This is a genomic window from Mucilaginibacter straminoryzae (genome assembly GCF_022953055.1).
Taxonomy (GTDB): domain Bacteria; phylum Bacteroidota; class Bacteroidia; order Sphingobacteriales; family Sphingobacteriaceae; genus Mucilaginibacter; species Mucilaginibacter straminoryzae.
Genome location: NZ_JALJEJ010000002.1, coordinates 454,300 through 478,408, shown reverse-complemented (window position 1 = coordinate 478,408; position 24,109 = coordinate 454,300). Strand labels below are relative to the sequence as shown.

At 44.8% G+C, this 24,109-nt stretch carries 28 protein-coding genes and 1 tRNA gene; 16 read left to right on the top strand and 13 right to left on the bottom strand.

Features of this window, described 5'->3' with window-relative positions; translation table 11 throughout:
* Positions 1 to 5: 5 nt before the first annotated feature.
* The gene (locus tag MUY27_RS05685) at positions 6 to 1,517 is read left to right on the top strand and encodes a SusD/RagB family nutrient-binding outer membrane lipoprotein (protein WP_245129017.1); all 1,512 of its coding nucleotides are present in this window, start codon (positions 6 to 8) and stop codon (positions 1,515 to 1,517) included.
* A 198-nt stretch (positions 1,518 to 1,715) separates the two neighbouring features.
* Here MUY27_RS05685 and MUY27_RS05680 read toward each other — a convergent pair.
* The 4 genes from MUY27_RS05680 to MUY27_RS05665 form a co-directional block, all read right to left on the bottom strand.
* Positions 1,716 to 1,789, bottom strand: a tRNA-Arg gene (locus MUY27_RS05680).
* A 46-nt stretch (positions 1,790 to 1,835) separates the two neighbouring features.
* A complete protein-coding gene (uxuA, locus tag MUY27_RS05675) occupies positions 1,836 to 3,023 on the bottom strand; it encodes a mannonate dehydratase (protein ID WP_245129016.1) in 1,188 nt (395 codons plus the stop codon).
* Positions 3,024 to 3,046: 23 nt separating this feature from the next.
* Positions 3,047 to 3,385, bottom strand: a complete 339-nt coding sequence (locus MUY27_RS05670) for a cupin domain-containing protein (protein WP_338042650.1) — start codon at positions 3,383 to 3,385, stop codon at positions 3,047 to 3,049.
* A gap of 11 nt (positions 3,386 to 3,396) precedes the next feature.
* Positions 3,397 to 4,011: a NanQ anomerase/TabA/YiaL family protein gene (locus MUY27_RS05665; RefSeq protein WP_245129015.1), complete on the bottom strand. Its 615-nt coding sequence runs from the start codon at positions 4,009 to 4,011 to the stop codon at positions 3,397 to 3,399.
* Positions 4,012 to 4,259: 248 nt separating this feature from the next.
* Here MUY27_RS05665 and kduI point away from each other — a divergent pair, with 248 nt between their 5' ends.
* The 5 genes from kduI to MUY27_RS05640 are packed head-to-tail and all read left to right on the top strand — an operon-like array spanning position 4,260 to position 9,010.
* Positions 4,260 to 5,090, top strand: a complete 831-nt coding sequence (kduI, locus tag MUY27_RS05660) for a 5-dehydro-4-deoxy-D-glucuronate isomerase (RefSeq protein WP_245129014.1) — start codon at positions 4,260 to 4,262, stop codon at positions 5,088 to 5,090.
* Between the two features lie 30 nt (positions 5,091 to 5,120).
* Positions 5,121 to 5,936, top strand: a complete 816-nt coding sequence (locus MUY27_RS05655) for an SDR family oxidoreductase (protein WP_245129013.1) — start codon at positions 5,121 to 5,123, stop codon at positions 5,934 to 5,936.
* Between the two features lie 14 nt (positions 5,937 to 5,950).
* A complete protein-coding gene (locus MUY27_RS05650; RefSeq protein WP_245129012.1) occupies positions 5,951 to 6,988 on the top strand; it encodes a sugar kinase in 1,038 nt (345 codons plus the stop codon).
* On the top strand, positions 6,978 to 7,637 hold the full coding sequence (locus tag MUY27_RS05645; RefSeq protein WP_245129011.1) for a bifunctional 4-hydroxy-2-oxoglutarate aldolase/2-dehydro-3-deoxy-phosphogluconate aldolase: 660 nt from the start codon (positions 6,978 to 6,980) through the stop codon (positions 7,635 to 7,637). The genes MUY27_RS05650 and MUY27_RS05645 overlap by 11 nt, the downstream gene beginning before the upstream one ends.
* 20 nt (positions 7,638 to 7,657) lie before the next feature.
* Positions 7,658 to 9,010, top strand: a complete 1,353-nt coding sequence (locus MUY27_RS05640; protein WP_245129010.1) for an MFS transporter — start codon at positions 7,658 to 7,660, stop codon at positions 9,008 to 9,010.
* 3 nt (positions 9,011 to 9,013) lie between these two features.
* On the opposite strand, the gene MUY27_RS05635 is transcribed toward MUY27_RS05640, so the two are convergent.
* From MUY27_RS05635 to MUY27_RS05625, 3 genes are all read right to left on the bottom strand, one after another.
* Positions 9,014 to 9,934 (bottom strand): MBL fold metallo-hydrolase, encoded by a 921-nt coding sequence (locus MUY27_RS05635; RefSeq protein WP_245129009.1) that lies wholly within the window; start codon positions 9,932 to 9,934, stop codon positions 9,014 to 9,016.
* A 296-nt stretch (positions 9,935 to 10,230) separates the two neighbouring features.
* Complete coding sequence (locus tag MUY27_RS05630) at positions 10,231 to 11,109, bottom strand: cyanophycinase (RefSeq protein WP_245129008.1); 879 nt, start codon at positions 11,107 to 11,109, stop codon at positions 10,231 to 10,233.
* A gap of 13 nt (positions 11,110 to 11,122) precedes the next feature.
* On the bottom strand, positions 11,123 to 11,614 hold the full coding sequence (locus MUY27_RS05625; protein WP_245129007.1) for a hypothetical protein: 492 nt from the start codon (positions 11,612 to 11,614) through the stop codon (positions 11,123 to 11,125).
* Positions 11,615 to 11,687: 73 nt separating this feature from the next.
* Between MUY27_RS05625 and MUY27_RS05620 the strand changes: the two genes are divergently transcribed.
* From MUY27_RS05620 to MUY27_RS05605, 4 genes are all read left to right on the top strand, one after another.
* Positions 11,688 to 12,173, top strand: a complete 486-nt coding sequence (locus tag MUY27_RS05620) for an inorganic diphosphatase (protein WP_245129006.1) — start codon at positions 11,688 to 11,690, stop codon at positions 12,171 to 12,173.
* 64 nt (positions 12,174 to 12,237) lie between these two features.
* Positions 12,238 to 12,930, top strand: a complete 693-nt coding sequence (locus MUY27_RS05615) for an aspartate/glutamate racemase family protein (protein WP_245129005.1) — start codon at positions 12,238 to 12,240, stop codon at positions 12,928 to 12,930.
* 20 nt (positions 12,931 to 12,950) lie between these two features.
* A complete protein-coding gene (locus MUY27_RS05610) occupies positions 12,951 to 15,140 on the top strand; it encodes a penicillin acylase family protein (RefSeq protein WP_245129004.1) in 2,190 nt (729 codons plus the stop codon).
* 42 nt (positions 15,141 to 15,182) lie between these two features.
* Positions 15,183 to 15,680 (top strand): hypothetical protein, encoded by a 498-nt coding sequence (locus MUY27_RS05605; RefSeq protein ID WP_245129003.1) that lies wholly within the window; start codon positions 15,183 to 15,185, stop codon positions 15,678 to 15,680.
* On the opposite strand, the gene MUY27_RS05600 is transcribed toward MUY27_RS05605, so the two are convergent.
* From MUY27_RS05600 to MUY27_RS05585, 4 genes are all read right to left on the bottom strand, one after another.
* Positions 15,677 to 16,495: a DUF481 domain-containing protein gene (locus tag MUY27_RS05600; RefSeq protein WP_245129002.1), complete on the bottom strand. Its 819-nt coding sequence runs from the start codon at positions 16,493 to 16,495 to the stop codon at positions 15,677 to 15,679. The genes MUY27_RS05605 and MUY27_RS05600 overlap by 4 nt on opposite strands.
* Positions 16,483 to 16,704 carry a hypothetical protein gene (locus MUY27_RS05595; protein ID WP_245129001.1) on the bottom strand — a complete coding sequence of 74 codons (222 nt, stop codon included), beginning with the start codon at positions 16,702 to 16,704 and terminating at the stop codon, positions 16,483 to 16,485. Before MUY27_RS05595 ends, MUY27_RS05600 begins: the two co-directional genes overlap by 13 nt.
* Before the next feature lie 126 nt (positions 16,705 to 16,830).
* Complete coding sequence (gene trxA, locus MUY27_RS05590; RefSeq protein ID WP_245129000.1) at positions 16,831 to 17,127, bottom strand: thioredoxin; 297 nt, start codon at positions 17,125 to 17,127, stop codon at positions 16,831 to 16,833.
* Between the two features lie 8 nt (positions 17,128 to 17,135).
* Entirely contained in the window at positions 17,136 to 17,654 is a 519-nt protein-coding gene (locus tag MUY27_RS05585; RefSeq protein ID WP_245128999.1) for a hypothetical protein, read from the bottom strand.
* A gap of 221 nt (positions 17,655 to 17,875) precedes the next feature.
* Here MUY27_RS05585 and MUY27_RS05580 point away from each other — a divergent pair, with 221 nt between their 5' ends.
* Positions 17,876 to 19,018 carry a PAS domain-containing protein gene (locus MUY27_RS05580; RefSeq protein ID WP_245128998.1) on the top strand — a complete coding sequence of 381 codons (1,143 nt, stop codon included), beginning with the start codon at positions 17,876 to 17,878 and terminating at the stop codon, positions 19,016 to 19,018.
* Positions 19,019 to 19,069: 51 nt separating this feature from the next.
* On the top strand, positions 19,070 to 19,525 hold the full coding sequence (locus tag MUY27_RS05575; protein WP_245128997.1) for a hypothetical protein: 456 nt from the start codon (positions 19,070 to 19,072) through the stop codon (positions 19,523 to 19,525).
* Here the strand turns inward: MUY27_RS05575 and MUY27_RS05570 are convergent.
* Positions 19,515 to 19,880, bottom strand: a complete 366-nt coding sequence (locus tag MUY27_RS05570; protein ID WP_245128996.1) for a hypothetical protein — start codon at positions 19,878 to 19,880, stop codon at positions 19,515 to 19,517. The genes MUY27_RS05575 and MUY27_RS05570 overlap by 11 nt on opposite strands.
* A 241-nt stretch (positions 19,881 to 20,121) precedes the next feature.
* On the opposite strand from MUY27_RS05570, the gene MUY27_RS05565 reads away from it, so the two are divergent.
* Both MUY27_RS05565 and MUY27_RS05560 read left to right on the top strand, forming a co-directional pair.
* A complete protein-coding gene (locus tag MUY27_RS05565) occupies positions 20,122 to 21,558 on the top strand; it encodes a PAS domain-containing sensor histidine kinase (RefSeq protein WP_245128995.1) in 1,437 nt (478 codons plus the stop codon).
* A gap of 92 nt (positions 21,559 to 21,650) precedes the next feature.
* Positions 21,651 to 22,004 (top strand): YtxH domain-containing protein, encoded by a 354-nt coding sequence (locus MUY27_RS05560; RefSeq protein ID WP_245128994.1) that lies wholly within the window; start codon positions 21,651 to 21,653, stop codon positions 22,002 to 22,004.
* Positions 22,005 to 22,161: 157 nt separating this feature from the next.
* Here MUY27_RS05560 and MUY27_RS05555 read toward each other — a convergent pair whose 3' ends face one another.
* Positions 22,162 to 22,668: a DUF892 family protein gene (locus MUY27_RS05555; RefSeq protein WP_245128993.1), complete on the bottom strand. Its 507-nt coding sequence runs from the start codon at positions 22,666 to 22,668 to the stop codon at positions 22,162 to 22,164.
* 173 nt (positions 22,669 to 22,841) lie between these two features.
* Here MUY27_RS05555 and MUY27_RS05550 point away from each other — a divergent pair, with 173 nt between their 5' ends.
* On the top strand, positions 22,842 to 23,120 hold the full coding sequence (locus MUY27_RS05550) for a hypothetical protein (RefSeq protein ID WP_245128992.1): 279 nt from the start codon (positions 22,842 to 22,844) through the stop codon (positions 23,118 to 23,120).
* Between the two features lie 18 nt (positions 23,121 to 23,138).
* On the top strand, positions 23,139 to 24,086 hold the full coding sequence (locus MUY27_RS05545; protein ID WP_245128991.1) for a Smr/MutS family protein: 948 nt from the start codon (positions 23,139 to 23,141) through the stop codon (positions 24,084 to 24,086).
* Positions 24,087 to 24,109: the final 23 nt, after the last annotated feature.

Below are 24,109 nucleotides of genomic sequence, written 5' to 3'. Positions count from 1 at the left end.
CCATCATGAAAAAGTATATCAAAGTAATAATATTCGCCGCTTGCTTATATACCGTAGCGGGCTGCGATAAGGGATTCAAAGAGTTGAATGTTAACCCCAATAATCCTACAAGCCTCGACCCTGTATTTTTGTTTTCCAATGCAGAGTTATTAACGTATGCCTCGCTGATGGAAACCGAGGCAACGGTGGTTCAGCAATTTGTAGATCCTTTTGGCGGTGTTACGTCGGCGTTTAACTTTAATGTTTTAAATCAAACCTATACCGTATTGCGGTGGAATAATGCTTACCCAAACAGCATAAAACTGCTGGAGCAGGTATTGGCTTCTGCAAAATCCGACGCATCAAGACCAAACCTGTATAACGAAGCCAGAATTTGGCGGGCTTACAACTATATGATGCTGGTTGACACCTATGGCGATGTGCCTTACAGCCAGGCGGGGCAAGCATACCTTAACACGGTATATCTGCCAAAATATGATAAGCAGCAGGATATTTACACTAACCTGGTGAATGAAATTACCACTGCTACAGCCGCGCTGGACCCTGCTAAGGACGTAGTAACTGGAGACGTATTTTACGGGGGTAATATTGCTCAATGGAAACGCCTCGGCTATTCTTTATTGCTACGAATAGGCATGCGCTACACCAAGATTGATCCTGCAAAAGCAAAAACAATTGTACAAACAGCATTCAATGGAGGTGTAATGCAATCCAATGCCGATAACTGTTATCTTAAATATAACAACACGTATACCAATCCGATGACGCAACAAATCCAGCAGTTAACCAATACCTATTACCTTGCAGAACCGTTTGTTACGCAACTGAAATCTACCGGCGACCCGCGGCTGAAATATATATCTGCAATTTATACCGATCCGGGCAAGGCTTTGACGCTTACTCCGGATACCACATCGGCTAACCAATATGGCCTACCAGTAGGGTATGACAGCGGCACACTGCCTTCTGCTCCGGGTTTCCGCGGGGGGGGCGGCTCAGGATTTAAGTATTCGCAGGTGAACTACAGCGTGTTTGGTAAAGTAACTGCGCCCCAGTTTTTTATAACCTATGCCCAAACACAGTTGCTCCTGGCAGAGGCAGCCTATAAGGGTTTTATCACTGGTTCACCAGGCTCGTTTTACGCAAATGGTGTGAAAGCCGCCATGGACCAATTTACCACTTATGATGCTACTGCAATAATACCTGCCAGTACAGAGAATGCTTACCTGAACAATCCGTTAAACGCCTATTCTGATGCTAATGCTTTAAAACTTATCAATACACAGTATTGGATAACATCTTTCGGTAACGGTGCAGAATCTTGGGCTAATTTCCGGAGAAGCGGCTATCCCACACTCGCGCCTAATACTTACCCTGGTAAGCAAATAAAAGGGAGTTTTGTACGCAGGTACACTTATCCGCAAACAGAAGCGGCTATAAATGCCGATAATTACAGAGCGGCTGTTGCCAGCATAGGCGCGGATGATTTGGATACCCCTGTTTTCTGGGATAAATAAAGACCCGGGTACTACTAAATATTATTTTTTTCGAACCTCGAAGCAGCAATGGCTTCGGGGGGTTCATATCAATGAACAGCCTGCATAGAGTTGTAATTTAAGCAACCAGTAGATAAGTTGATCATAAGGATTGCTAAAATAAAAACCCTCTAAATAAGATTTTTAGAGGGTTTTTAAAGGTACTTAATGTACCTGAAGTGATTCCATCAGGATTCGAACCTGAGACCTACTGCTTAGAAGGCAGTTGCTCTATCCAGCTGAGCTATGGAACCCCGCAATGTTTTTTGCGGTGCAAATATGCAAAATTTAAATTAAAAGTTACAGGTTAAATGCTCTTTTAATGCCTAATTCCAGTCCGCGCAGCTCTGCCAGTCCGCGCAGGCGGCCAATGGCCGAGTAACCCGGGTTGGTTTTCTTGTGCAGGTCGTCCAGCATTTTGTGTCCATGATCGGGGCGGAAAGGCATCCGAACATCTTTGCGGCCATTTTCTACACGTTTCTTTTTCTCTTCAAGCAGCGCTTTCATCACCTCGTACATATCCACGTCGCCGTCTAAGTGGTCGGCTTCATAGAAATTTCCCAATTCATCACGTTTGGTAGCGCGCAGGTGGATGAAATGGATACGGTCGCCCAATCTTTTCACCATTCCGGCCAGGTCGTTTTCGGAAATCACACCAAAAGACCCGGTACAGAAGGTCAGTCCGTTGTTCGGGCTGTCCACCGCATTATAAAGGTCTACAATGTCCTGCTCTTTACTTACCACGCGCGGCAGGCCAAGAATAGGGTAGGGTGGGTCATCCGGGTGGATGCACATTAACACCCCGGCTTGCTCAGCCGTCGGGATCACCTGTTGCAGAAAGTAAGCTAAGTTTTCTTTCAACTCTTTCGCGCCGATGCCGCTGTAGCTGTCCAGTACCTGTTGAAACTGCTCAAGGGTATATCCCTCTTCAGAACCGGGTAAACCTGCGATGATATTTTTTACCAGCAGCTTCTTGCTATCATCGCTCAATTGCTGCAGGTATTCTTTTGCCAGTTGCAGTAGGTGCTCCGGGTAATCGGCTTCGGCATTCGGGCGTCTTAAAATATAAGCGTCGAAAGCAGCAAATGCCGGCATATCAAACCGCAAGGCGGTAGAACCGTCTGGCAGGGCATAATCCAGGTCCGTACGGGTCCAGTCCAGCACGGGCATAAAGTTATAACAAACAATGTCTATGCCGCACTGCCCCAGGTTCAGCAGGGTTTGACGATAATTTTCCAGGTATTGGTCGCAATTGCCTGTACGTTTCTTGATATCTTCATGTACGGGAACGCTCTCCACGACAGACCATTTCAGGCCAGCAGCCTCAATCGTTTCTTTTCTTTTTAAAATTTCCTCAACCGGCCACACTTCCCCATTAGGGATGTGGTGTAAGGCGGTTACCACGCCGGTAGCCCCGGCTTGTTTAACGTCGGCAAGTGAAACCGGATCATTTGGTCCGTACCAGCGCCATGCTTGTTCTAAGCTCATTTCTTATGATTGATCGTATAAATTTATTTTGTTGTGATGAAATCCTCACGCATCGGGCTGAAGCTATCTATCAGCATCCCGGCCTCGATACACCTGATGCCATGTTCCATATTCGATGGCACAAAGTAACCATCACCTTTTGAGATGGTGCGCACCTCGTCGCCGATGGTCATTTCAAAAATGCCGCTTTCGATGTAGGTAGCCTGTACATGCGGGTGGCTATGCCTTGCGCCGATAGACCCGGCTTCAAATTTTACCTTTATCATCATCAGCGTTTCTCCATAACCGAAAAGCTGCCGTTTTACACCCGGCCCGGCATCTTCCCAGGCTAATTCTTTTTCAAACTGAAATAATCCGTTCATCAGCTGTTCAGTTATTGGGCAACTTTTATTTTAATTACCAGTTTTTTATCAGTGTCCGCACCTTCGGTTTTTACATTCGGGCGGTGTGCATCTTGTGGGAAGAACAAAAAGAACGTTCCGGAGGTAGCCAGGTAATACTTGCCATCGGCAGAATAGTTGGCCACGTCTTTTGCAGGATCATATTCTTTCACCACGGTAGCCGTATTAACCGGTACCATACCAATTTTCTCCGCACCGCGGATCACATACTGCAGGTCAATATATTTCTGGTGCGATTCCCATTTGGTTTGGTCGAATTCGCGGGTAGGCGAATCGGTAATGGTTGCGTACGCATTGTCGCCGTCGATAGGGTAGCGGCCGACATGGAGGGTGTCTAGATCGTGCGTTTTGATAAACTCAAAAGCTTTATCCCATACGGCTTTGTTGGCGATGTATTGTTTCTGAAATTCAGCTGCGTTCACCTCGTCGAAGACATTCAATTTAATGCCATTGCCCCAGGCTTTGCTCTTCACCCACTTTTTCGCCGCTTTATTATTCCCCGTGTTAGGCTGCGCAAAAACTACCCCCGCGGTTAACAACGCCAATGCTATACCCAGCGCAAGCTTACCCACTTTTTTCGTCTTCATCTAAGTTAATGTTACGGTTTATCATCTTATCGGCAGGCCGATTGTTCAATATTACAACGTATATCGCTTAAATTATAATTATACCACGCACAATTTACGCAAACGATTGAGTAGCGTGGCTAACCTCTGTTTTTTGAGTGTTCCGATAACGATTGCGTAGAAATAAGGGCCGATTTTCTTTCTTATAAACGCCGAGAATTGTAGACTTGCTAACCCATTTATAAAGTTTAACCTAATAAGAACATCTCGTGTTAAAAGTAATACATAGCATCCACCCCGGGGATTTTAAAAGTTACCAAACCCAAAAGATCAGGGAGAATTTCCTGATGGACGAACTGGCGCAGCAAGGGCAGATCAATTTTGCCTATACCCATTACGACCGTATGATGGTAGGCGTAGCTATCCCGACCGGTGAAAAGTTATCATTAGAAAACTACCCAAACCTGCGTGCCGAATACTTTTTAGAACGCCGTGAAATGGGCATCATCAACGTGGCAGGTGCAGGTGAAGTTATTGCAGACGGGCAGGTTTACAGCTTAAACAAGCTCGACTGCCTGTACTTGGGCAAGGGCGTAAAAGAAGTAAGCTTCGCGGCTAAGGGTGGCGATTCGCCGGTTTTCTATATCCTTTCTGCCCCGGCACACCATACCTACCCAACTACCTTAATGACTAATGAAGAGGCAGTAAAGGTTAACCTGGGTGACGTTGCTACGGCTAATCAGCGTACTATTAATAAGTATATCCACTTAGAAGGTATTCAAAGCTGCCAGTTGGTAATGGGCTTAACTATTCTGCATAACGGAAGCGTTTGGAATACCATGCCTTCGCATGTGCATGACCGCCGTATGGAAGCTTATTTTTATTTCGATGTGCCTGAAGGGCAGCGCATCTTCCATTTTATGGGCGAGGGTAATGAAACACGCCACATCCTGATGAAGAATTACGATGCCGTAGTTTCGCCGCCATGGAGCATTCACTCCGGCGTTGGTACATCAAGCTACAGCTTTATTTGGGGTATGGCAGGTGAAAACCTGGATTATACAGATATGGATCCGGTGACGCTTACAGATATCAGGTAATTAAATCTTAAATCATTCAACTACAAATAGGTGGAAAATAAATTTTCTTTAGAAGGTAAAGTAATCGTTGTAACCGGCGGTACCGGTATTTTAGGCGGCGCTTTTGTTGATGGCATTGTGGAAGCAGGTGGCACCGTAGCTATCCTTGGGCGAAACAAACAAGTAGCCGAGGAAAGAGCCGAAGCGATTAACCAAAAAGGCGGTAAAGCATTGGCGTTGGTAGCCGATGTGCTTAACGAAGAGCAACTGAAGGCAGCAAAAGATAAAGTACTGGAAGTATACGGCCGACTGGATGGTTTGGTGAATGCTGCCGGTGGTAACATGCCAGAAGGTGTGCTTCAACCCGAAGAGGATATTTTTAAAATGAACCTGGAGGGGATGAGAAAGGTATTGGACCTAAATCTTTGGGGAACTTTACTGCCTACTCAGGTATTTGGTGAAGCTATCGCGAAAACAGGCAAGGGCAGCATCGTGAATATTTCGTCCATGAACTCTAAACGGGCAGTAACCAAAGTGTTGGGTTACAACATGGGCAAGGCTGCGGTAGATTGCTATAACCAGTGGTTTGCGGTGGAACTGGCTAACCGTTACGGCGATGCCATCCGCATGAATGCCCTGGCACCAGGCTTTTTCCTTACCGAGCAAAACCGCTATTTATTAACCAAGAAAGAAGGGGGCTATACCCCGCGTGGTGAAGCCGTGATCAAACAAACACCATTTAAACGTTTCGGGCACCCGAATGAATTGATCGGCGCTATTGTGTGGTTATTGAGCGACGCATCTGAATTTGTAACCGGATCAATGATCTGCGTTGACGGAGGATTTTCTATATTTAGCGGAGTATAAATCAGTTAACATCAATGGGATTACAAGTAGAGCCGGGAGGTTCAGTATTATCTTTTGGCGAATTGCTGATCCGTTTCTGCCCCGATGGCGACGGAAACTGGTTAAAGGAAAATTCGCTAAAGTTTTATTTAGGCGGCGCCGAGCTGAATGTGGCAACCGCGCTGGCTTTGTGGGGCGTTAAGTCTAAATACTTCACGGCACTGCCGGATAACGGGATGTCTAATCAGGTGCTCAGTCTGCTGGAAGAAAAAAATATCGATACTTCTGCCGTGCATTTCGGCGGTAAACGGATCGGTACTTTTTACCTCACCACCGGCCGCGATATGAAGAACGATGCGCTGATCTATGATCGTGCAGGTTCTTCATTTGCAGAACTTGGTGCCGGTGTGATCGATTGGGACAAAGTATTTGAAGGCGTAAAATGGTTCCATTTCAGTGCGATCTGCCCGGCACTATCGCAAAACGTGGCCGACCTATGCGAAGAAGCTTTAGCCGCGGCATCAGAACGTGGGATACTGATCTCTGTCGATCTGAACTATCGGGCAAAGCTTTGGCAATATGGTAAATCCCCAAAAGAGGTGATGCCTTCACTGGCTAAATATTGCGACCTGATTATGGGGAACATCTGGGCCGCCGAAAAAATGCTGGATATCCCGGTGGATTTGGAAGTAACTGAATCGGGTCAAAAAAGCATTTACCTGAAGGCAGCGCAATGGTCGTCTCAGGAGATCATGAAGCAATACCCGAAATGTAGGGCAGTTGCCAATACCTTCCGTTTTGATGGCGGGAAAGACATCGCCTATTATACAGCCTTATACACTGACGAACATTTGTATCATTCGTTCGAATACAATACCGATGCCGTGGTAGATAAAGTAGGCAGCGGCGATTGTTTTATGGCCGGGCTAATCTACGGCTATTACAATAACCTTCACCCATCGGATACGCTGGCTTTTGCTACGGCAGCAGCATTTGAAAAATTATTTATTGCAGGCGATGCTACCCATAGTACCGTTGAAGAAATTAAACAAGCTATTCAGTATGAAAACTAAGCAGGATGTTTTAGATTGTATTATTACCCAAGGCATGCTGCCCTTGTTTTTTTATAAAGATAAAGAGGTAAGCCTTGATGTTACCCGCACGCTTTACAAAGCAGGGGTAAGGGTGATTGAATATACCAACCGTGGCGAAGCGGCTTTAGAGAATTTCAAAGCGCTTAAAAAATTACAGCAGGAGGAAATGCCCGACATGCTGTTGGGTATCGGTACCATCAAAACGGCTAAAGACGCTGAAAACTTTGTTGATGCAGGTGCTGATTTCCTGATCCAGCCCATCGTTAACCCAGAGGTAGCTGCAATAGCTGCTAAAAACAACATGCTTTGGATTCCCGGTTGTATGACACCGACCGAAATCTTTACCGCACAGCAAAATGGTGCGGCGCTGATCAAGATCTTCCCGGCAAATATTTTAGGCCCCGCATTCCTGCAGGCCATCCGCGAACTGTTCCCCGGCCAGCTGTTTATGCCAACCGGTGGCGTAGAAATGAACCTGGATAATATTACCACCTGGTTCCATGCAGGTGTTTGCGCCGTTGGGATGGGCAGCAAACTGATCAGTAAATCGGTGCTCGAGAATAAAGAATACGACCAATTATATAACGACACTTTAACCGCCCTGCAACTGGTACAAACCGCCAGATAGCAGAACGAGGAACCTAAATTATGGCACAAACTTCTATAGGGAAATACAGGTGGGTAGTTGCTGCCCTGCTACTGTTTTCAACTACCATCAATTACATGGACCGCCAGGTAATTAGTTACCTGAAAGAGTTTTTTTCTACTCCGGTAGAAAAAGGCGGCTTCGGTTGGACCAACAGTGAGTACGCGAACATTACCTCGTGCTTTACCTTTTTCTATGCCGTGGTAACCGTTCTGGCAGGCCTGCTGATAGACCGTATCGGTACAAAACTGGGTTTGGCGCTTTCGCTGATTACCTGGTCTGTATTCGGTATCCTGAATGCCTTTGCAGGCAGTACCGTAGCAGTACACATGTTTGTGCGCAGTTTATTCGGTATTGGTGAGGCGGGCAACTTCCCGGCTTCTATCAAAACTGTTGCCGAATGGTTCCCTAAAAAAGAACGTGCCCTGGCTACAGGGATATTCAACAGTGGTTCTAATATCGGCGCCATGATTGCCTCGCTTTTCGTGCCTTGGTGTTTAACCTATTTTGGCTATCAACAAGGGTGGAAGTATGCTTACATTATTACCGGTGCCGTAGGTTTTGTATGGCTCATTTTCTGGTTTCTGTTGTACAACCCGCCGGGTAAAATGCAGTCGTTAAGTAAAGAAGAATACGATTACATCCATAGCGATGACCTGGTAATGCATGTCGCTCCATCTGAAGATGTGGCGTTGCGCGAAAAGGTATCGTGGTGGAAATTGCTGACCTTCCCGCAAACCTGGGCGTTCTTCGTGGGCAAATTTATGACGGACGGGATCTGGTGGTTCCTGCTGTTCTGGCTGCCTGATTATTTGAAAAAGCAGTTTGGTATGACGGGCGAGCAGGTAATGCTGCCAACGTTTATCGTTTACGGTATCGCTATCATCGGTAGTGTTTTTGGCGGAAGTATACCAATGTTTTTCATTAACAAAGGATGGGAAGTTTATAGGGCACGTATCACTGCAATGCTGATTATTGCCGTATTCCCGTTGCTGGTGCTTTCTACCCAGTATTTTGCAGATAAAAGCATCTTCGGTGATAACGCCGTAATATTTGCTGTTGCAGTAATTTGTGTAGGCGCAGCGGCGCACCAGGCCTGGTCTGCAAATATCTTCTCTACCGTGTCTGATATGTTCCCTAAAAAGGCTGTCGGATCTGTTACCGGTATCGGTGGCCTGGCCGGTGGACTGGGCGGTGTGCTGATCCAGAAGCTAGCCGGTTACCTGACGGATTTATATGCAAAAAATCCGCAGCATGCGTACTTTATTATGTTCATTATTTGTGCATCATCATATATCATTGCCTGGTGCATCATGAAGCTGCTGGTACCGCGCTACAAGCAGGTGCAGCTATAAGCGCTACTTTTTAATTTTTTGAATAAGCGTGTAGGTTAATACCCCTGTAATCAGTGCCGCCGAGGCCAGTATTACGGGGTTTACTTTTTGTGGCGGTACATATTGCACGCCCCGCTTATTCATCTTTGCAGCGTCATGCACATAACGGCCATGCGCAGGTACAGCTGTTTCATTAAAAGTATTCACCAGATGGTCTAAGCCTTTGGCAAGTTCTTCGCCTTGCATGGGCACGCCATGGCCTGTAGCCGCTACGTGTGGATGCAGGTCTCGTAATCTGATCACCGAATCGTTAGCAGAAATCCAATCCGGCGTGAAATATTTCGGTGGGCCGCTTAATACCTTTTTGAAGGTAAGCGCATCATAAGCCGATTCTTGTTTTGTCGTGACGAAGGCATCACCAGCAATCAATACCTTGTCGCGTCCACGGAACAAGGATATATGTCCCGGTGCATGGCCCGGTGTGGGGATGTAGATCCAATCATTTAAAAAGGGCACGCTGCCATCTTGCGGTAAAGCCCGAACACGGTCGCCCAGGTTTAAAGGTTTTTTTGGATATAGTACAGACAGCAGGCTCATCAGTCCGCCGCCTACGGTAGGATCTGGTGGTGGATAGGAAGACAAGCCTCTGAGGTAGGGTAATTCCAGGTTATGTGCATATACCGGAACATCCCATGTCTTTAATAGCGCTGGCAAAGCCCCGCGGTGATCAAAATGGGCGTGGGTTAAGATAATGGCTGAAGGCGGTACATCGCCAAAAAGTTCTTCGGCCATTTTTTTGATCCTCCCTGCTGACCCCATGATGCCGGCATCGACCAACACCCATTGTCCATCTGCACCGGCAACCATATAAATATTGACGAAGATGATCTTTAAGCCATATACACCTGGCGCTACTTCAAAGTAACCACTGCTGCTATCCTTCATGTCTTTACTTGTTACTATAATTATTAAACCTTTGGTTTTTGTTACAGTTTTAAAAGATGTGAATTAGTAAATGATGACTGAAAACGGTATATTAGGTTGTTATTATCAAAAATGGAGAAACGAAAAATATTCTGGCGCGTGATCCTCGTTGTATTGCTTTATTCTTTGCTAGCGCATTGGGGCGATTTTACAAGAGGCATACACGACGGCTTTCGTGATGCACAAAAAGGGGAACTGGTTCGTGCCTCAAACAAATAGAGCTTCCTTTAAAAGCACTCTGTTAAATACCACAACTTTTAATGATGGGGCGGGTTCACCTGGTCAAACTGGTAATGCTGGCCCTTTGCCAAAATGTCTACTTCTAAACCGCGGATCGTCAGCAGTTCTTCCCGGTTATCGGCAATGGTAGAGCCGTAGCTATGCCGGGCGTTAATGACAATGATTACGCCGCAGCCGATCACTTCCATATCTGTGCCGTTACGGACAATAATTGCGGTATCTTCTTCAATACCAATGCCGATACTGGTTGGGTTCTCGGCAATTACCTGCGATATGCGTACAAAACGACCACGGTGTACAAAGTGTGTATCGATGCAAATATCTTTCAGGAATTCCAGCCCAGTAGTTACTTTCACATTACCTGCAATCATTTCATCACGTCCTACTCCTGCGTAAATCATCGGCGTTGAAAGCGCCATCGCGCCTGCGCTGGTTCCGGCTATCACTAATTTCTCGTAGATGTATCGGTTCTTCAGCAACATCAGCAGTTTAGTTCCGCCATAAATAGACGTCAGCTTCAACTGGTCACCCCCTGCAATAAAAATCCCGTCGGCCTCGCGTAAGCGTTGTTCCAGTTCTTCAAAATTTACTTCTTCAAACTTATTATGGTTGATATGACCGACATTGCCTGCACCGCATTTTATAAAAGCTTCCTGGTACTCTTTGTACGTTTCGTTCACATCGGCATCACTGGCAGAGGTAATTAATTCTATACGGGGCTGCTCTTTGTCCATCAGGTCTACAAAAGTCTGCAGCACCTCCATGTGTACATTATTGCCTTGATATTTTTGCTCGTCCTGCCCGCGGTCTTCCGCACCGCCTATTACGAGTAGAATGCCGTTTGGTACGGGGCATTCTGTTTCGTTCGTTAGCAGGTCTGCACTTTTGCGCTCCATATTTATTTTATTTTTAAACAATTGCGTTGTCAGATAATGGTTGCGGGAATGGTTTATGCACATCATTCTTTTTATCTATTGCTTTTCGCATCAGAGCAGTCCCCACGGCAAATACCAGGTGGGCAATGAATAATTGTTTATAGAAATTTTTTAAGTCTACCCCAGGCGGGTTTGGGTGCGCTTTAAAAGTAGCATGCCATACGGCGATGCCTGTAAGCCCGCTGATACTGCCTAACAAGGCGGTATTCATCAGGTTGGGGCTGGTTCTTCTGATTTGCAGGTATTCTTCATAAAACAGATCGAAGAACAGGCCTACGCCATAATGGGCTGTCCAACCAATGATCTTTGACGCAGGCTTTTTTATCGGCGCAATGCGGTGAAGCAATTCGCCAAGGATTACCGGTTCAATGAAATTCTTACCGGTTGCTTTGGTGACAGCATAACTAAAGGCAGTCATTAAAGTAGTGCCACTTATAGCGCCAGTTAATGCTCTTTTGAAAATCATTTTCTAATTGGTTAATATTTCAGAAACATGGCGGTATTATAAATGTTCTTAAAAGTTGTAAAGCAATGTGAGTATGGATAGTATAACCGCCATTATAGAAAGCCCGAAAGGTAGCGGCCATAAGTATGATTATGAGCCCGAAATGCAGTGTTTCAAGCTGAAAAAGGTGATGCCCGCTGGGTTGGTATTCCCGTTTGACTTTGGCTTTATGCCCGGTACCAAGGGCGAGGATGGCGATCCGCTGGATATTATTGTGATCTCGGAGATCAAAAGTTTCCCCGGTTGTTGTATGGATTGCCGTATCATCGGGGGTATTATGGCAGAGCAAACCGAAGAGAACGGCGAGACAGTTCGCAACGACCGCTTCCTGGGTATTCCTGAAGTTTCACATCTTTTCAAAGATCATCAAAGCATCGATGATTTACCCGAAGGGATTATCACGCAAATAGAGCGCTTCTTCGAAAATTACAATGAACAAGCCGGTAAAAAATTTAAAGTGCTGAAACGGCAGGGAGCAGAAGAAGCTTATACCACCATCCGGAAAGCTTTAAAAGAATAACAGACTGGCGAAAAGACTTTCGGGGCATTGTATTATCGAGACGGATGTCTTAAATTGGTCTATTATGAAAACTATAGGCCTGATCGGGGGGATGTCATGGGAGAGTTCCGTTGTTTATTATCAACTTCTTAACCGCGGAATTAACCAGCGTTTAGGCGGGCTGCATTTCTGCAAGTCTGTTCTCTACACCGTTGATTTCGAAGAGATATCCCGCCTACAGCGTGAAGGTAACTGGGATGAACTTGCCCAGATGATGGTTACAGCAGCGCAATCATTAGAAAAAGCCGGTGCAGACATGGTATTGATCTGCGCAAATACCATGCATAAAGTAGCTGATCAGGTGGCGCAAGCCGTTCGTATTCCGCTTGTTCATATCGGCGACGCCACCGCAGAAGCCATTACTAAAAAGGGTTTTAAAAAAGTAGGCTTATTAGGTACCCGCTATACCATGGAACAAGATTTCCTGAAGAGCCGTATACAAGCGCATGGGATAGAACTGCTGATACCGGAGCATGAGCAACGCTTGGTGGTTCATGAGGTGATTTACACCGAACTGGCCAAAGGCATCATTAGTCCGGAGTCGCGCAGCAAATATCTTGAAATAATAAACGAACTGGTCGCCAGGGGTGCAGAGGGGGTAATTTTGGGGTGTACCGAAATTGGGTTGCTGATCACACCTGCGGACACCGATGTGATACTATTTGATACTACTGTAATCCATGCCGGGAAAGCGATAGAACTTGCTCTTGGCTTATAATTTTTGCTATACTTAAATCGATGAAAAAGTTATTGCCGCTATTGGCTTTGCTGCCCTTTTTTGCGCATGCACAGCGTTTTTCGAAAGATGAAATTAAACGGTTTGAAAGCAAAGCCGCGCAGGTGAACATCATCCGGGATAACTATGGCGTGCCGCACATCTATGGCCGTACAGATGCCGATGTTGTTTTTGGCCTGATGTATACCCAATGCGAGGATAATTTCAAGGCGATAGAGCGTAATTATTTATACCAGATGGGACGGCAGGCCGAGGTAGATGGAAAGTCGCGCGTTTTTGAAGATCTACAGATGCAGTTGATTGCAGATACCGCAGACGCCATAAAAGATTACGGTAAGGCAACCATATGGATGAGAGATTTACTCAATGCCTTTGCCGATGGTGTGAACTATTATCTGTATAAGCATCCGGAAGTAAAGCCTTTGGTTTTAAAGCGCTTTGAGCCCTGGTTCCCGCTGATGTATACAGATGGTAGTGTGGCCGCCACAGATTTTGGTGGCGCAACTGTTTCTGAAACAGCGGCTTTTTATGGTAAGGAAGAAAAAGTTGGCCTGACCAGATCCCGGCCTTCTGATGATATTACGGCGCTGCTGAACGAGCGCGAGATCGGTTCAAATGGTTTTGCCATTGCGCCTTCACGGTCTGCAAGCGGTAAGGCGATGTTGTATATCAACCCTCATGTGCCTTTTTATTTTCGTACCGAGGCGCAACTGGTGAGCGACGAAGGAACAAATACCTACGGCGCGATTACCTGGGGGCAGTTTTTCGTCTACCAGGGCTTCAATAATTTTTGCGGGTGGATGCACACCAGCAGTTACGCAGACGTAGCGGATCTTTACGTTGAAAAGGTCAGCCAGCAAAACGGTAAATGGTTTTATGAGTATAAGGGCAAGAAAAGGCCAATGAAGCAGAGGACAATCCTGATCCGGTACCTGGAAAATGGTAAACTACTGGAGCGCGAATTTGAAGGCTATTATACCCAACACGGACCGATCATTGCTTTGCGGAACGGGCAATGGCTGAGTTTAAAAGCAAACAACCGTTCGGATGAGGCATTGGCTGAATCGTGGTTAATTACGCGCGCGCAGTCTTTCTCTGATTTTAAAGGCGCAATGGGTATCCGGGCAAATACCAGTAACAACACGGTGTACGCAGACGCAGACGGAAATATTGCGTTCTGGTACGGAAACTTCATGCCGAAAAGAAACCCGGCGTATGACTGGACGCAGCCTGTTGATGGAACAATCAAAGATACCGAATGGGATGACCTGCATAGTTTAGACGAAATAATCCATGTGTATAATCCGTCTACCGGTTTTATACAAAACTGCAACGCCACGCCTTTTACCTGTTCCGGCACTGCCAGTCCCAAAAAAGCAAATTACCCGGAATACATGGGGCCGGATGGGGAGAATTTCAGGGGAGCGCTGGCAGAAAAGATATTTAGCGGAACAGTAAAACTTACCATGGATGAACTGGTTGCGCGAAGCTATACCCGTTATCTGGCCGCTTTTGATGTATTGCTGCCGCCATTGTTTAAGGCTTACCAGGCTGCGCCGGATTCGGTTAAACAACCTTTTACTGATGCCGTAAAGACTTTGCAGCAATGGGATAAGTATGCCGCCGTAAATTCTGTAGCTACTACACTGGCTGTAGAATGGGGGACACTGGTGATGAAAGATCTGCCGAGGCCAGCCTCTGTTGCAGCCGGTACTTTTCAGACCCAACGTGTGGAACAGCTGATGCAAACCATGCCGCCAAAGCAGTTATTAGCTTATTTGCAGCAGGCAACCGACAATCTTAAAACCAGGTTTGGTACATGGGAAGTGAAATGGGGTGATATCAACCGTTACCAAAGGCCTGCTGATGGTGTTTTTGATGACCAGAAGCCCAGTCTACCGGTGGCTTACACGGCCAGTACATTTGGTCAGTTACCTTCTTTTGTAAGCCGTACGCAACCCAATACGCAAAAACGTTATGGCTATTCTGGTAATAGTTTTGTAGCCGTGGTAGAGTTTGGTAAGAAAATTAAAGCCAGAAGTATTGTAACTGGCGGGCAATCATCAGACCCTTCTTCACCGCATTTTACAGACCAGGCGCAAGGCTATCTTGATGGTAAATTTAAAGACGTATGGTTTTATAAGGACGATGTACTGCAACATGCAGAGAAGAAGTATCGGCCCGGCCAATAAAGCATTCGGCAAGATTATGTATATTTGAATGCTATTTCCAAAATGAAGAAGGTTTTTGCTGTTTTGTCTTTTCTGATGATACTTGGACTATCCAGGGTTCAGGCGCAACACATTAACTTTCCGGATCTGCTGAGTTTGGTAAGCGCTCCGCCAGAACAGATCAACCAGTTTTTAACGGTTGGTAAGAAGTTCGAATTCCTGTCGACAGATTTTACTTCGGGGCACCCCATCAGTCGATATCAGAATAAATACGATGGTTTCCGTGAAACGGTTACTACCGGTATGGGGTCGCCAAATAAGGATGGCCGGATGCTGCGCGTGATCAGTTATACCACTACTTCGTTAAAGCACATTAATGAAATATTGACCCAGATTACCAAATACGGTTACCCGTTGTGTTTTAAGGGGGCGGATGATACTAAAAACATTCGTGTTTACCAGAGCGATCTGTATAGCGTGTCGGTATATATCCCCTTTAATCAATCCTTTTTTACAGTAGAAGTGCATGAGCGGCAGTTCATCACCATAGAATCCCCTTAAAAGTATTTTTCGATAGTGAGGCCGTAGTTCAACAGCGTGTTTTCGCTATGGGTACGGTTCATGCGGTTGTAATTTAAAGAAGTGGTAAAGCTTAACCATTTCCTGATCCTGACGGAAAGGTTGGTGGTAGATCTGATGATGTAATCATTTCGCCTCGAAAATGAATTCTGCACAAAGTTGCTGCCGTCAAGCGTTACAATATCTTTAATCACAAAGCGGTATAACAGGCGAAAAGAATTCCGGAAGGTGTGGTAATTATCCCGGATGTCGTCGGCAATAAACAAGTCCCCGCGGTCATATAAAACGCCGTCACTCAGGTTCAGCATTATGTTTTTCTTGTCAATCAGGTTGTATGCGCCGCCAACTCCCCCTAAAAACTGGTTATTGATTTTCAGCGAATAACTGGTTACATAATTCACCAGGCCCCAATAGTAAAAGTGCGGGATGCTTTTGTAAAGGTTGAAATCTAAGGAAGTAGAAAAATCGTTATTGGTAAGGTCATCATTGCTTCTACCGTAAACCCAGTTGTTGTTAAAGTTCAGTGCAATGCTTTTCTTTTTCTCACTGAAACGGAAAGCATTGTTTAACAGGTAACTGCTGCCGTCTTGCGTGCGGTTAATGGCACCGGTAGATGTAAAATTAGTGTAGTAATGGGTAGTATCGTTAAATTGCGCCAGGCATGTAAGGGCGCACGTCCATAGAAAAACTATAGTAGGTACGGTGATGATGAGTAAACGCATGCTTACAGGCAACAAGCGCCTGCCGGATATGTTTACCGAAACAATAGCATAAGCAAGGCTTTTCAGCCAAAGCACTCGTTAAAAATACCCATTATCCTGGCGCGTTCTTTACGCGGGCAAGGTTTGGTGAAATTTAAACGTGGTTTCACCCTGTCGCCGTGAATAAATACGGGATGACCGGGATGCTCTATCTCGAAATAGTCTTCGTAGTTCACGTGGTTCATCCGGCCGAAATACTGTACCAGTTCACCGAATGTAAAAAGTCGTTTATAAAACGGATTCATAAGAAATGAAAATGGTTTTATTATAACGACAAATTATTTCGCTATCTGGTTTTGTGTATATTTCAACACTAAACGGTTGGTTATTAACCAGTTTTAGACAGCGGGTGTTAATAACTCTACTAAAGGTTAAATATATTGATCGATGATTTGTTTAAGTTGCGCAGCAGGTATCACACCAGACTGGCGCCACTTGGCCTGCCCGTTCTTAAATAATATCAAAGTAGGAACCCCTTGTATCTGATAATTTTCAGCCGTTTGGGGGTTCTTATCCACATCAATCTTTAAAATGCGCAGCTTATCGCCCGTCATTTCCTTCAGCTGTTTTAGTATAGGCGCCATAGTTTTACATGGCCCGCACCATTCGGCAGAAAAATCTACTAAAACCGGTTTTGTATCACTAACTAATTCTGAAAATGTTGCCATCGTTATAGTTAAACCAACAGTCCTGTACAGCTTAATTTTATGCCGTCCTTATCAGTCTGCACCGCTTCCTTATAGCTTTCATCGTCCACAAACATCCTTTCATTGTCTATGGTGATGTGGTGCTCGCCGATCATGAAATCGCCTTTGATGCGTATGATCTGTGCCGGCGATAGTGCCTTTAAACGTGCGCAAACGCTTTCGGGTAATTTCTCCATTTCGGCAATACCAATATAAGTAATTTCCAATACAATATCTCCGTCAAGGTTGGTAACAGAAACGCTGTGCTCGTCTCGTTTTACCCGGTAATTGCTGTGGTAATAGTCCTGGTCCGATAACATGATCTGGTGCCCGTCAAGGTCGGTCAGATTGGTGTTAATGATCGTCCTTCTGATGTCGGAAATGGCGTGTTGTTTATTCCCCAGGCTATGTATATGTAGCACCTCGGTGCTTTGTCCGTCTTCAATAAAGGTAATTACAGGTCGGTCGGCTACAAACAGGTTGCTACCGCAAATGATCGCATATTTCATTGGTTTATTATTGGTTAATAATAATACCACGGCTTTTCAAAAATGTTTAATCAATAATTAATTATTGTGTAATTTATTTTATACGGAGCCTTAATCTTATTTTAAACAGGTAATTTGTTAGAGCTGGTAGCGCTTTTACTTGCTTTGAAGGCAGCCGTAAAGGGTATTTTTTTAGCCGGGATAGGAAAATTTAGATAAACGCTCTTTGGTCTCTGATATTAATGAAAAATAATGAAAAGGCCCGTGTATTACATACCGCACGGTTAATGAACGTTAGTGAGAATATAAAAAAGGATCTGCACGATATTGTGGACCTGGCGGCTGATATTTGCCAGACCCCCATAGCGCTGATAACCTTGATAGATGACGATACACAATGGTTTATTGCTTCCAGGGGCGTAGCTACTGACCGCAATACGCGCGAGGCCTCTTTTTGTAAATACACCATTGTGCAGGAAGACCTGCTGATTGTTAACGATGCCCGCACGGACGACAGGTTTAAAACCTACCCGGTAGTGCTCGAAGCCCCGCATATTAAATTTTACGCAGGTGCAAACCTGACCACGCGCGACGGATATAATGCCGGTACCCTTTGCGTGCTGGATGTAGAGCCAAAGGATTTAACCGAAGCACAACGAAATTCACTGAAAATACTATCGAGACAGGTGGTGAACCTGATGGAGCTTAGCCTGAGCCTGGAGTCACTCGAAGTAAAGCACGAGGAAACACTGGAGCAGAAAAAGCTGATAGAGGCCGCGGATATTCAGTTGAAGGCTTTTTTCAACACCTCTAAAGATATCTTTATACTGATAGACACCGATATGCGGGTGATAGCGCATAACCGTTCTGCCGAGCGTTTTATTTACCGTGTTACCGGGAAGCACTTGTATGCAGGCGACCTGGTGACCAGTTACCTGGATAAGTTAAGTAATAAGATTATTGTACAGGAGTTTAGGAAGGCGGTGAAAGGCAGCGACGCAATTAAGGAGTGGAAATTAATGAGCCCAGGTAAACAACTCACGTGGATGGAAACCTATTTTATGCCGGTGGTACGTAACGAGCAGGTGATCGGCGTAGCCATAAACGCATCTGATATTACCGTCAGGAAGTTCGGCGAAGAAGAGTTACGGTTGAAAAATGAAGCCCTACAGCGTATTGCCCTGATGCAGTCGCATGAAATCCGCCGCCCGGTAGCTTCGCTGATGGGTATACTTGAACTGCTTAAGGTGGAATATGAATCGCCAGAGAAGCTGTTTCCCTACTTCGATATGATTGAACAATCTGTACTGGAACTGGATGCTAAGATCTGCGATGTGGTATCCAAATCAGAGTTCACGCTTAATATCAAAGCATCACTATTTTAACCATCTGAACGTATTTAAAACCCTTCACACTGCGGGTTGTTGTAAACTGCGATGGCCGCAGAAAATATCAATAATCAACCCGTATCAGAACTGTATATCGCCAGCCGCGGCCAGATCAACCATTATCATCTGTCTATCGGTCTGCGGCTCATCTGGTTAAATAACAGCCAGGCTTTTATGTTTGGTATCTACAGCGCGACGGTTGTTGTAAAGGCACCCAATGCTTTTCTGCTGGCGCAGGAACGCAACCTGGCAATGGTTATCCCGATTATTGGTTTCCTGATATCCCTGTTCATACTCGGGGATGTCATTGCGTCGCTCATCCAGATGCATAAACTGAACTGTAATTATAACCACGGGCCCGAAGAAGAACGGCTATTCCCTTTAGTTTATACCAACCTGTTTAACCGTATGCTTCAGCATCTTTCGCCGGTGCTCAGCAGTCTGTTATTTATCCTGATCTGGGGCGGGCTGATCTTATTTGACCACGGTTTGCTTAATCTTTAGCCAGCGTAATCTGCGAAGCTTCCGTAATTACAATTTCCGGGCGTCCTTTAAAATCAATGATCTTACCGGTAATGCAAACCTTTTTGTTCAGGAAAAATTTTTCGGGCTCCTGTTCAAACTTCTTACGGTCGTCGCCTTTTATTACCAGTGTCAGCAATTCGTTAGGATGCACATTTCCCACGTTCAATAAAGTTGTCTGCGAGTTTGCGAAGTATCTGCCATCGGCAATCTTATCACAAATGGTAACCGTTTCATTAATATGTTTTGCCGCTTCTTTAGCAGGGATGGTTGTTTGGCAAAATGCTTTTACAGTAAAGGTTGTAAAAAACAGCGCGGCGATAATTGCTTTATTCATTTTTTAAGTTTAACTTCAAAAGTAACAGTTTTTTCAAACGCTTATTGTTTTACACGCAATAATAAAGTTATTCAACGAAGAATTGCATTGGCAATATCTTTGTTTTTCTTAAGTTAAGTTTTTTCTATTTTATTAAATATTATAACTTTATTTTAAAATTGAGTGTTTAATAAGTTAATTGCAGTTGCCTAATAACGAAAACTCCGGTCGTAAGAAATGTCAAACCTAAGTTACAACTGCTATGATATTAGAATCAGGCAATTCGCCATATAAAGAAACACAGACAGATCAGTTCGCAGCCCTAATGCAGAATCCTGGTCTTACTGCTGTTTTTGATATCACCAATGGCACCGTTATAAAAGCAAATGAAGCTTTTCATACGCTAATGTCGGGTATCGAATCGCGTAATGGTGCTGAATTTCCAAATCAGGTCGACTTTCAGGAATCTGTAGCCGAGATCAGACGCACCGGGCAAACGCTTTATCGTTACGAAACACCGTTAGTTGGAAAAACCGGAACCATCTGGTTCGATTGGGTGGCATGGCCTTATCAGTTAGCCGAAAACGAGACTTACGTAATAGTTCAGGGTTATAATGTCACCGAACGCGTATTGCGGAATCGCGAGGTAGGCGAGCATCAGTTGCTGCTGAAGAATATTACCGATGCTGCTGCCACAGGTTTATGGATGATTGATACCCATGCAGACGTGACTTTTGTAAACCAAACATGGGTAGACTGGACAGGCAAACCGCCCGAAGAACACTTGGGGAAAGGATGGCTGGAATGTGTGGTGAATGCAGACAGAGAAAACGTCATAAGCTGGTTCATCAGCGGTTTTAACACCCGTAAACAATTCGAGATTGATTTCAGGATAAAACGTGCGGACGGACGGTTACAATGGGTAGCCGCTACGGGTAAGCCTTATTATACTTTTGAAGGCAAGTTTGCCGGTTATGTTGGCTCCTGCACCGATATTACGTTAAGAAAAGAATCTGAAGAGATGAAGAACGAGTTTATCGGGATGGCCAGCCATGAACTAAAAACGCCCATCACTTCTATTAAAGCCTACGTACAATTGCTGATCAGCATGTATAAAAATGATACCGATGACGAATTTCTTCAGAAATCACTCACGACGGTTAATAAGCAGATCAATAAGCTGACCAGGCTGATCACAGATTTGCTGGATATATCCAAGATAGAAAGCGGCCGACTGAGCCTGAACAAAGAGGTTTTTGTGTTGAACGAACTGCTTCGTGAAACCATTGATGAAGTACAGCATACCACAACCCAGCACGATATTGTATTTACCGAAGAAAGCGAACTAAAAGTAAATGCCGACCGTGACCGCCTTGCGCAGGTGATCACTAATTTTTTAACCAATGCCGTAAAATATTCACCTGGAGCAGATCGTATCGATGTGCACCTTGGCAGGGTGGATAACGAAGTGATAGTTACCGTAAGGGACTATGGGATCGGCATCAACGAAGATGAGCAGTATAAAGTTTTTAATAGGTTTTACCGGGTAGAGGGCCGCAACGAACAGACTTTCTCTGGCTTTGGCATCGGCTTATACGTAGCTTCGGAAATTATTCGCCGGCACGAGGGCCGTATCTGGGTGAGCAGCGAAAAGAAATCTGGTTCTGCGTTTTGTTTTGCGCTGCAAGCTGCGAACTAATCGTATTTGGTTTAGCGTTTTTTATATTTTAACAAACCGTACATCGCTCTCATTGTTAACTACATAATTCATCTACTCAAAAGTATAGAAACATGAAAGATCAATCAAAAGTAATAGCAGCCCTCTTAATCGGAGCTGCAGCAGGTGCGGCAATAGGTTTATTACTTGCTCCCGAAAGCGGTTCAGAGTTAAGGGAAGACATTGCCGATTATGTAAACGATTTATTCGACAAAGCTAAAAATCAGGCGCAGACTACCGTTGATGACATTAAGCAATACAGCTCAAACGTGGTAGATAAAGCCAAAAATAAGTTTAGCGACATTGTTGGTGATGCAACAGACCTGCGCGATCAGGCTGTAGACGCTGCTCAAGGCAAAGTAAATGATGCTAAAGATGCAGTTAAAAGCACAGCTAATGAGTGGAATAGCTCTATACAGCAGTCGTAATAAATTAATGCGCTGTTAAATATAACAGCTAAAAACAGGAAATTTTAACCAGAAGTTGTTTTTCAACGGAATTTTTCATTGTTTTGTGCAGTTATTTTAATAGGGGTATTAAATGACTATGAATGAAGGCCGGGCTGTTAAGCCCGGCTTTTCTTTTTTATACTTTTTCTGACAGGTACTCGTCCGTGATGGCCTTGAATAACTGGTCGTCTTCTTTAGACTCATCAAAGCATTCGATCAGTAATTGCTCTACCTGCGGCAATTTTAATGAAGTGGCTAGCTTTTTCATCATACGGTAAGAAATGATATTTACATGCTCTACCAACTGCATATGGATCATAATATCAACATCGTTCAAGATATCGGTACCCTTAGTATTACGTAGTTCGCAGGCATTTTTAATTAATTTGCTCATCGGCGTATCAATTACTTTTGCAGGTTTTTCATTCAGCAAATCGTAAATGTCCGACATACGGTTCAACTGCTTGTGCACATCTTCCACCATTTCGTCAAGCGCCAGCTGTAGGGTCTTATGGTTGGTAATGCCTTTCAGTACCGGGACACAGTCTTTAATATAAGTTTTACCATCATAGATCCGGTTCAGATAGTAAATTAATAGTTCCCTTGGGGTAGTAGGATCGGGGGGAAGAAAGTCGTTTTTCATAATGATGACGTTTTATATTTTAAATCAAGTGAGAGCGAAAAGAATATTGGATGTATAGTCAACGGTCAAACGCCGAAGGATGTTTAATTGTTTTAACTCGTGATACCCCCGGCACTTCCTTTTAAAAAAGAAACCAGCTACAACCCATCTGCTTTTTATTTGTTAAGCTGCTAATGACAGATTACTTAGACGAATTTGAAAATGAACCTGGCGAAGCGCCCGAAGAATCATTCCATATCGAAGTAGACCTATACGATACCGGTGATTACGTAAACATGTTGGTAGTACCCTGTACTGATCAATATATTGTTGTTTCAGGTAATGAGCATTTGGGAACGCTCGCTAAAACCTGCGACGAGCCGGAATGCTGGGAGCAACAGGAGGGTGCCCTTGATGATGAGGTGGTTGAAAAAATCGGTGCTGCCATTAGCAGCTATACGGGTTTAAGTTAAATGTTAACTTTGCTGCCAATGAAATGGAAATTAGGTGATTTTGTAAGGTTTGTTGAAGAAAACCGTGAAGGATATGTAACGCGGATTTTTGACGACCAGATGATTGGCGTAACCGGAGATGATGACTTTGAGATACCGGTACTGGCTTCGAAGGTAACGGCTGTACACGGACACGCCGCTAAAGGGCAGGCTAAGGCAGAGGATACAAATATAACCGGTACCGTCCCCGCAGCATTTGTTAAGGAAGGTGTATTTCTTGCCGCCATCCCTGACGAACGTGCGCAATCCGTGGTACATTTTCATCTAGTTAACCAAACCTCGTTTAAACTACTTGCTGCGTTAACAACGCAAAAGGATCAGGTATTTAAGGGCGAGTTTTCAGGTATTGTTGAACCCACATCGTCCGTTAAATTCTACTCCGCACAACTGGGTGATCTGCAACTTTGGCCTAATTTCGATCTCGAGGTGATATTCTACACACCGTATAACGTAAAACGCCCCGCTGCCATCCGTTTTGAGGAAAAATTTAAAGCGAAGGATTTCTCCGGCGCTAAAAAGCAGGTACCTGTTTTAAATAAGGGTGGATGGCTTTTCCGCCTCGACCAGCCCGAGTTAAAAATAGACCCCGAAAAACTGAAAGAAAGCTTTTTTAAACCGGCAGAAGAAAAAGTGAGCCTGGAACGGCCAAATAGCGAAGTAGACCTGCATATAGAAAAACTGCGTAACGATTACCAGTTTCTCGGCAGCAGCGAAATTTTGAACATTCAGTTGAACCATTTCCGTAAAAGCCTGGATGCAGCAATTGTTCACCAATTACCTGCCATTGTTTTTATACATGGTGCGGGTAACGGCATATTGCGGCACGAGCTGCATAAGCAGCTAAGCAAACACCCCAAAGTGCAAACGTTTATGGATGCCCAGAAAGAGAAATTCGGCTATGGTGCTACCCGTGTGCTGCTGAAGTAGCATCATGCTTTGGAACTTCGGGA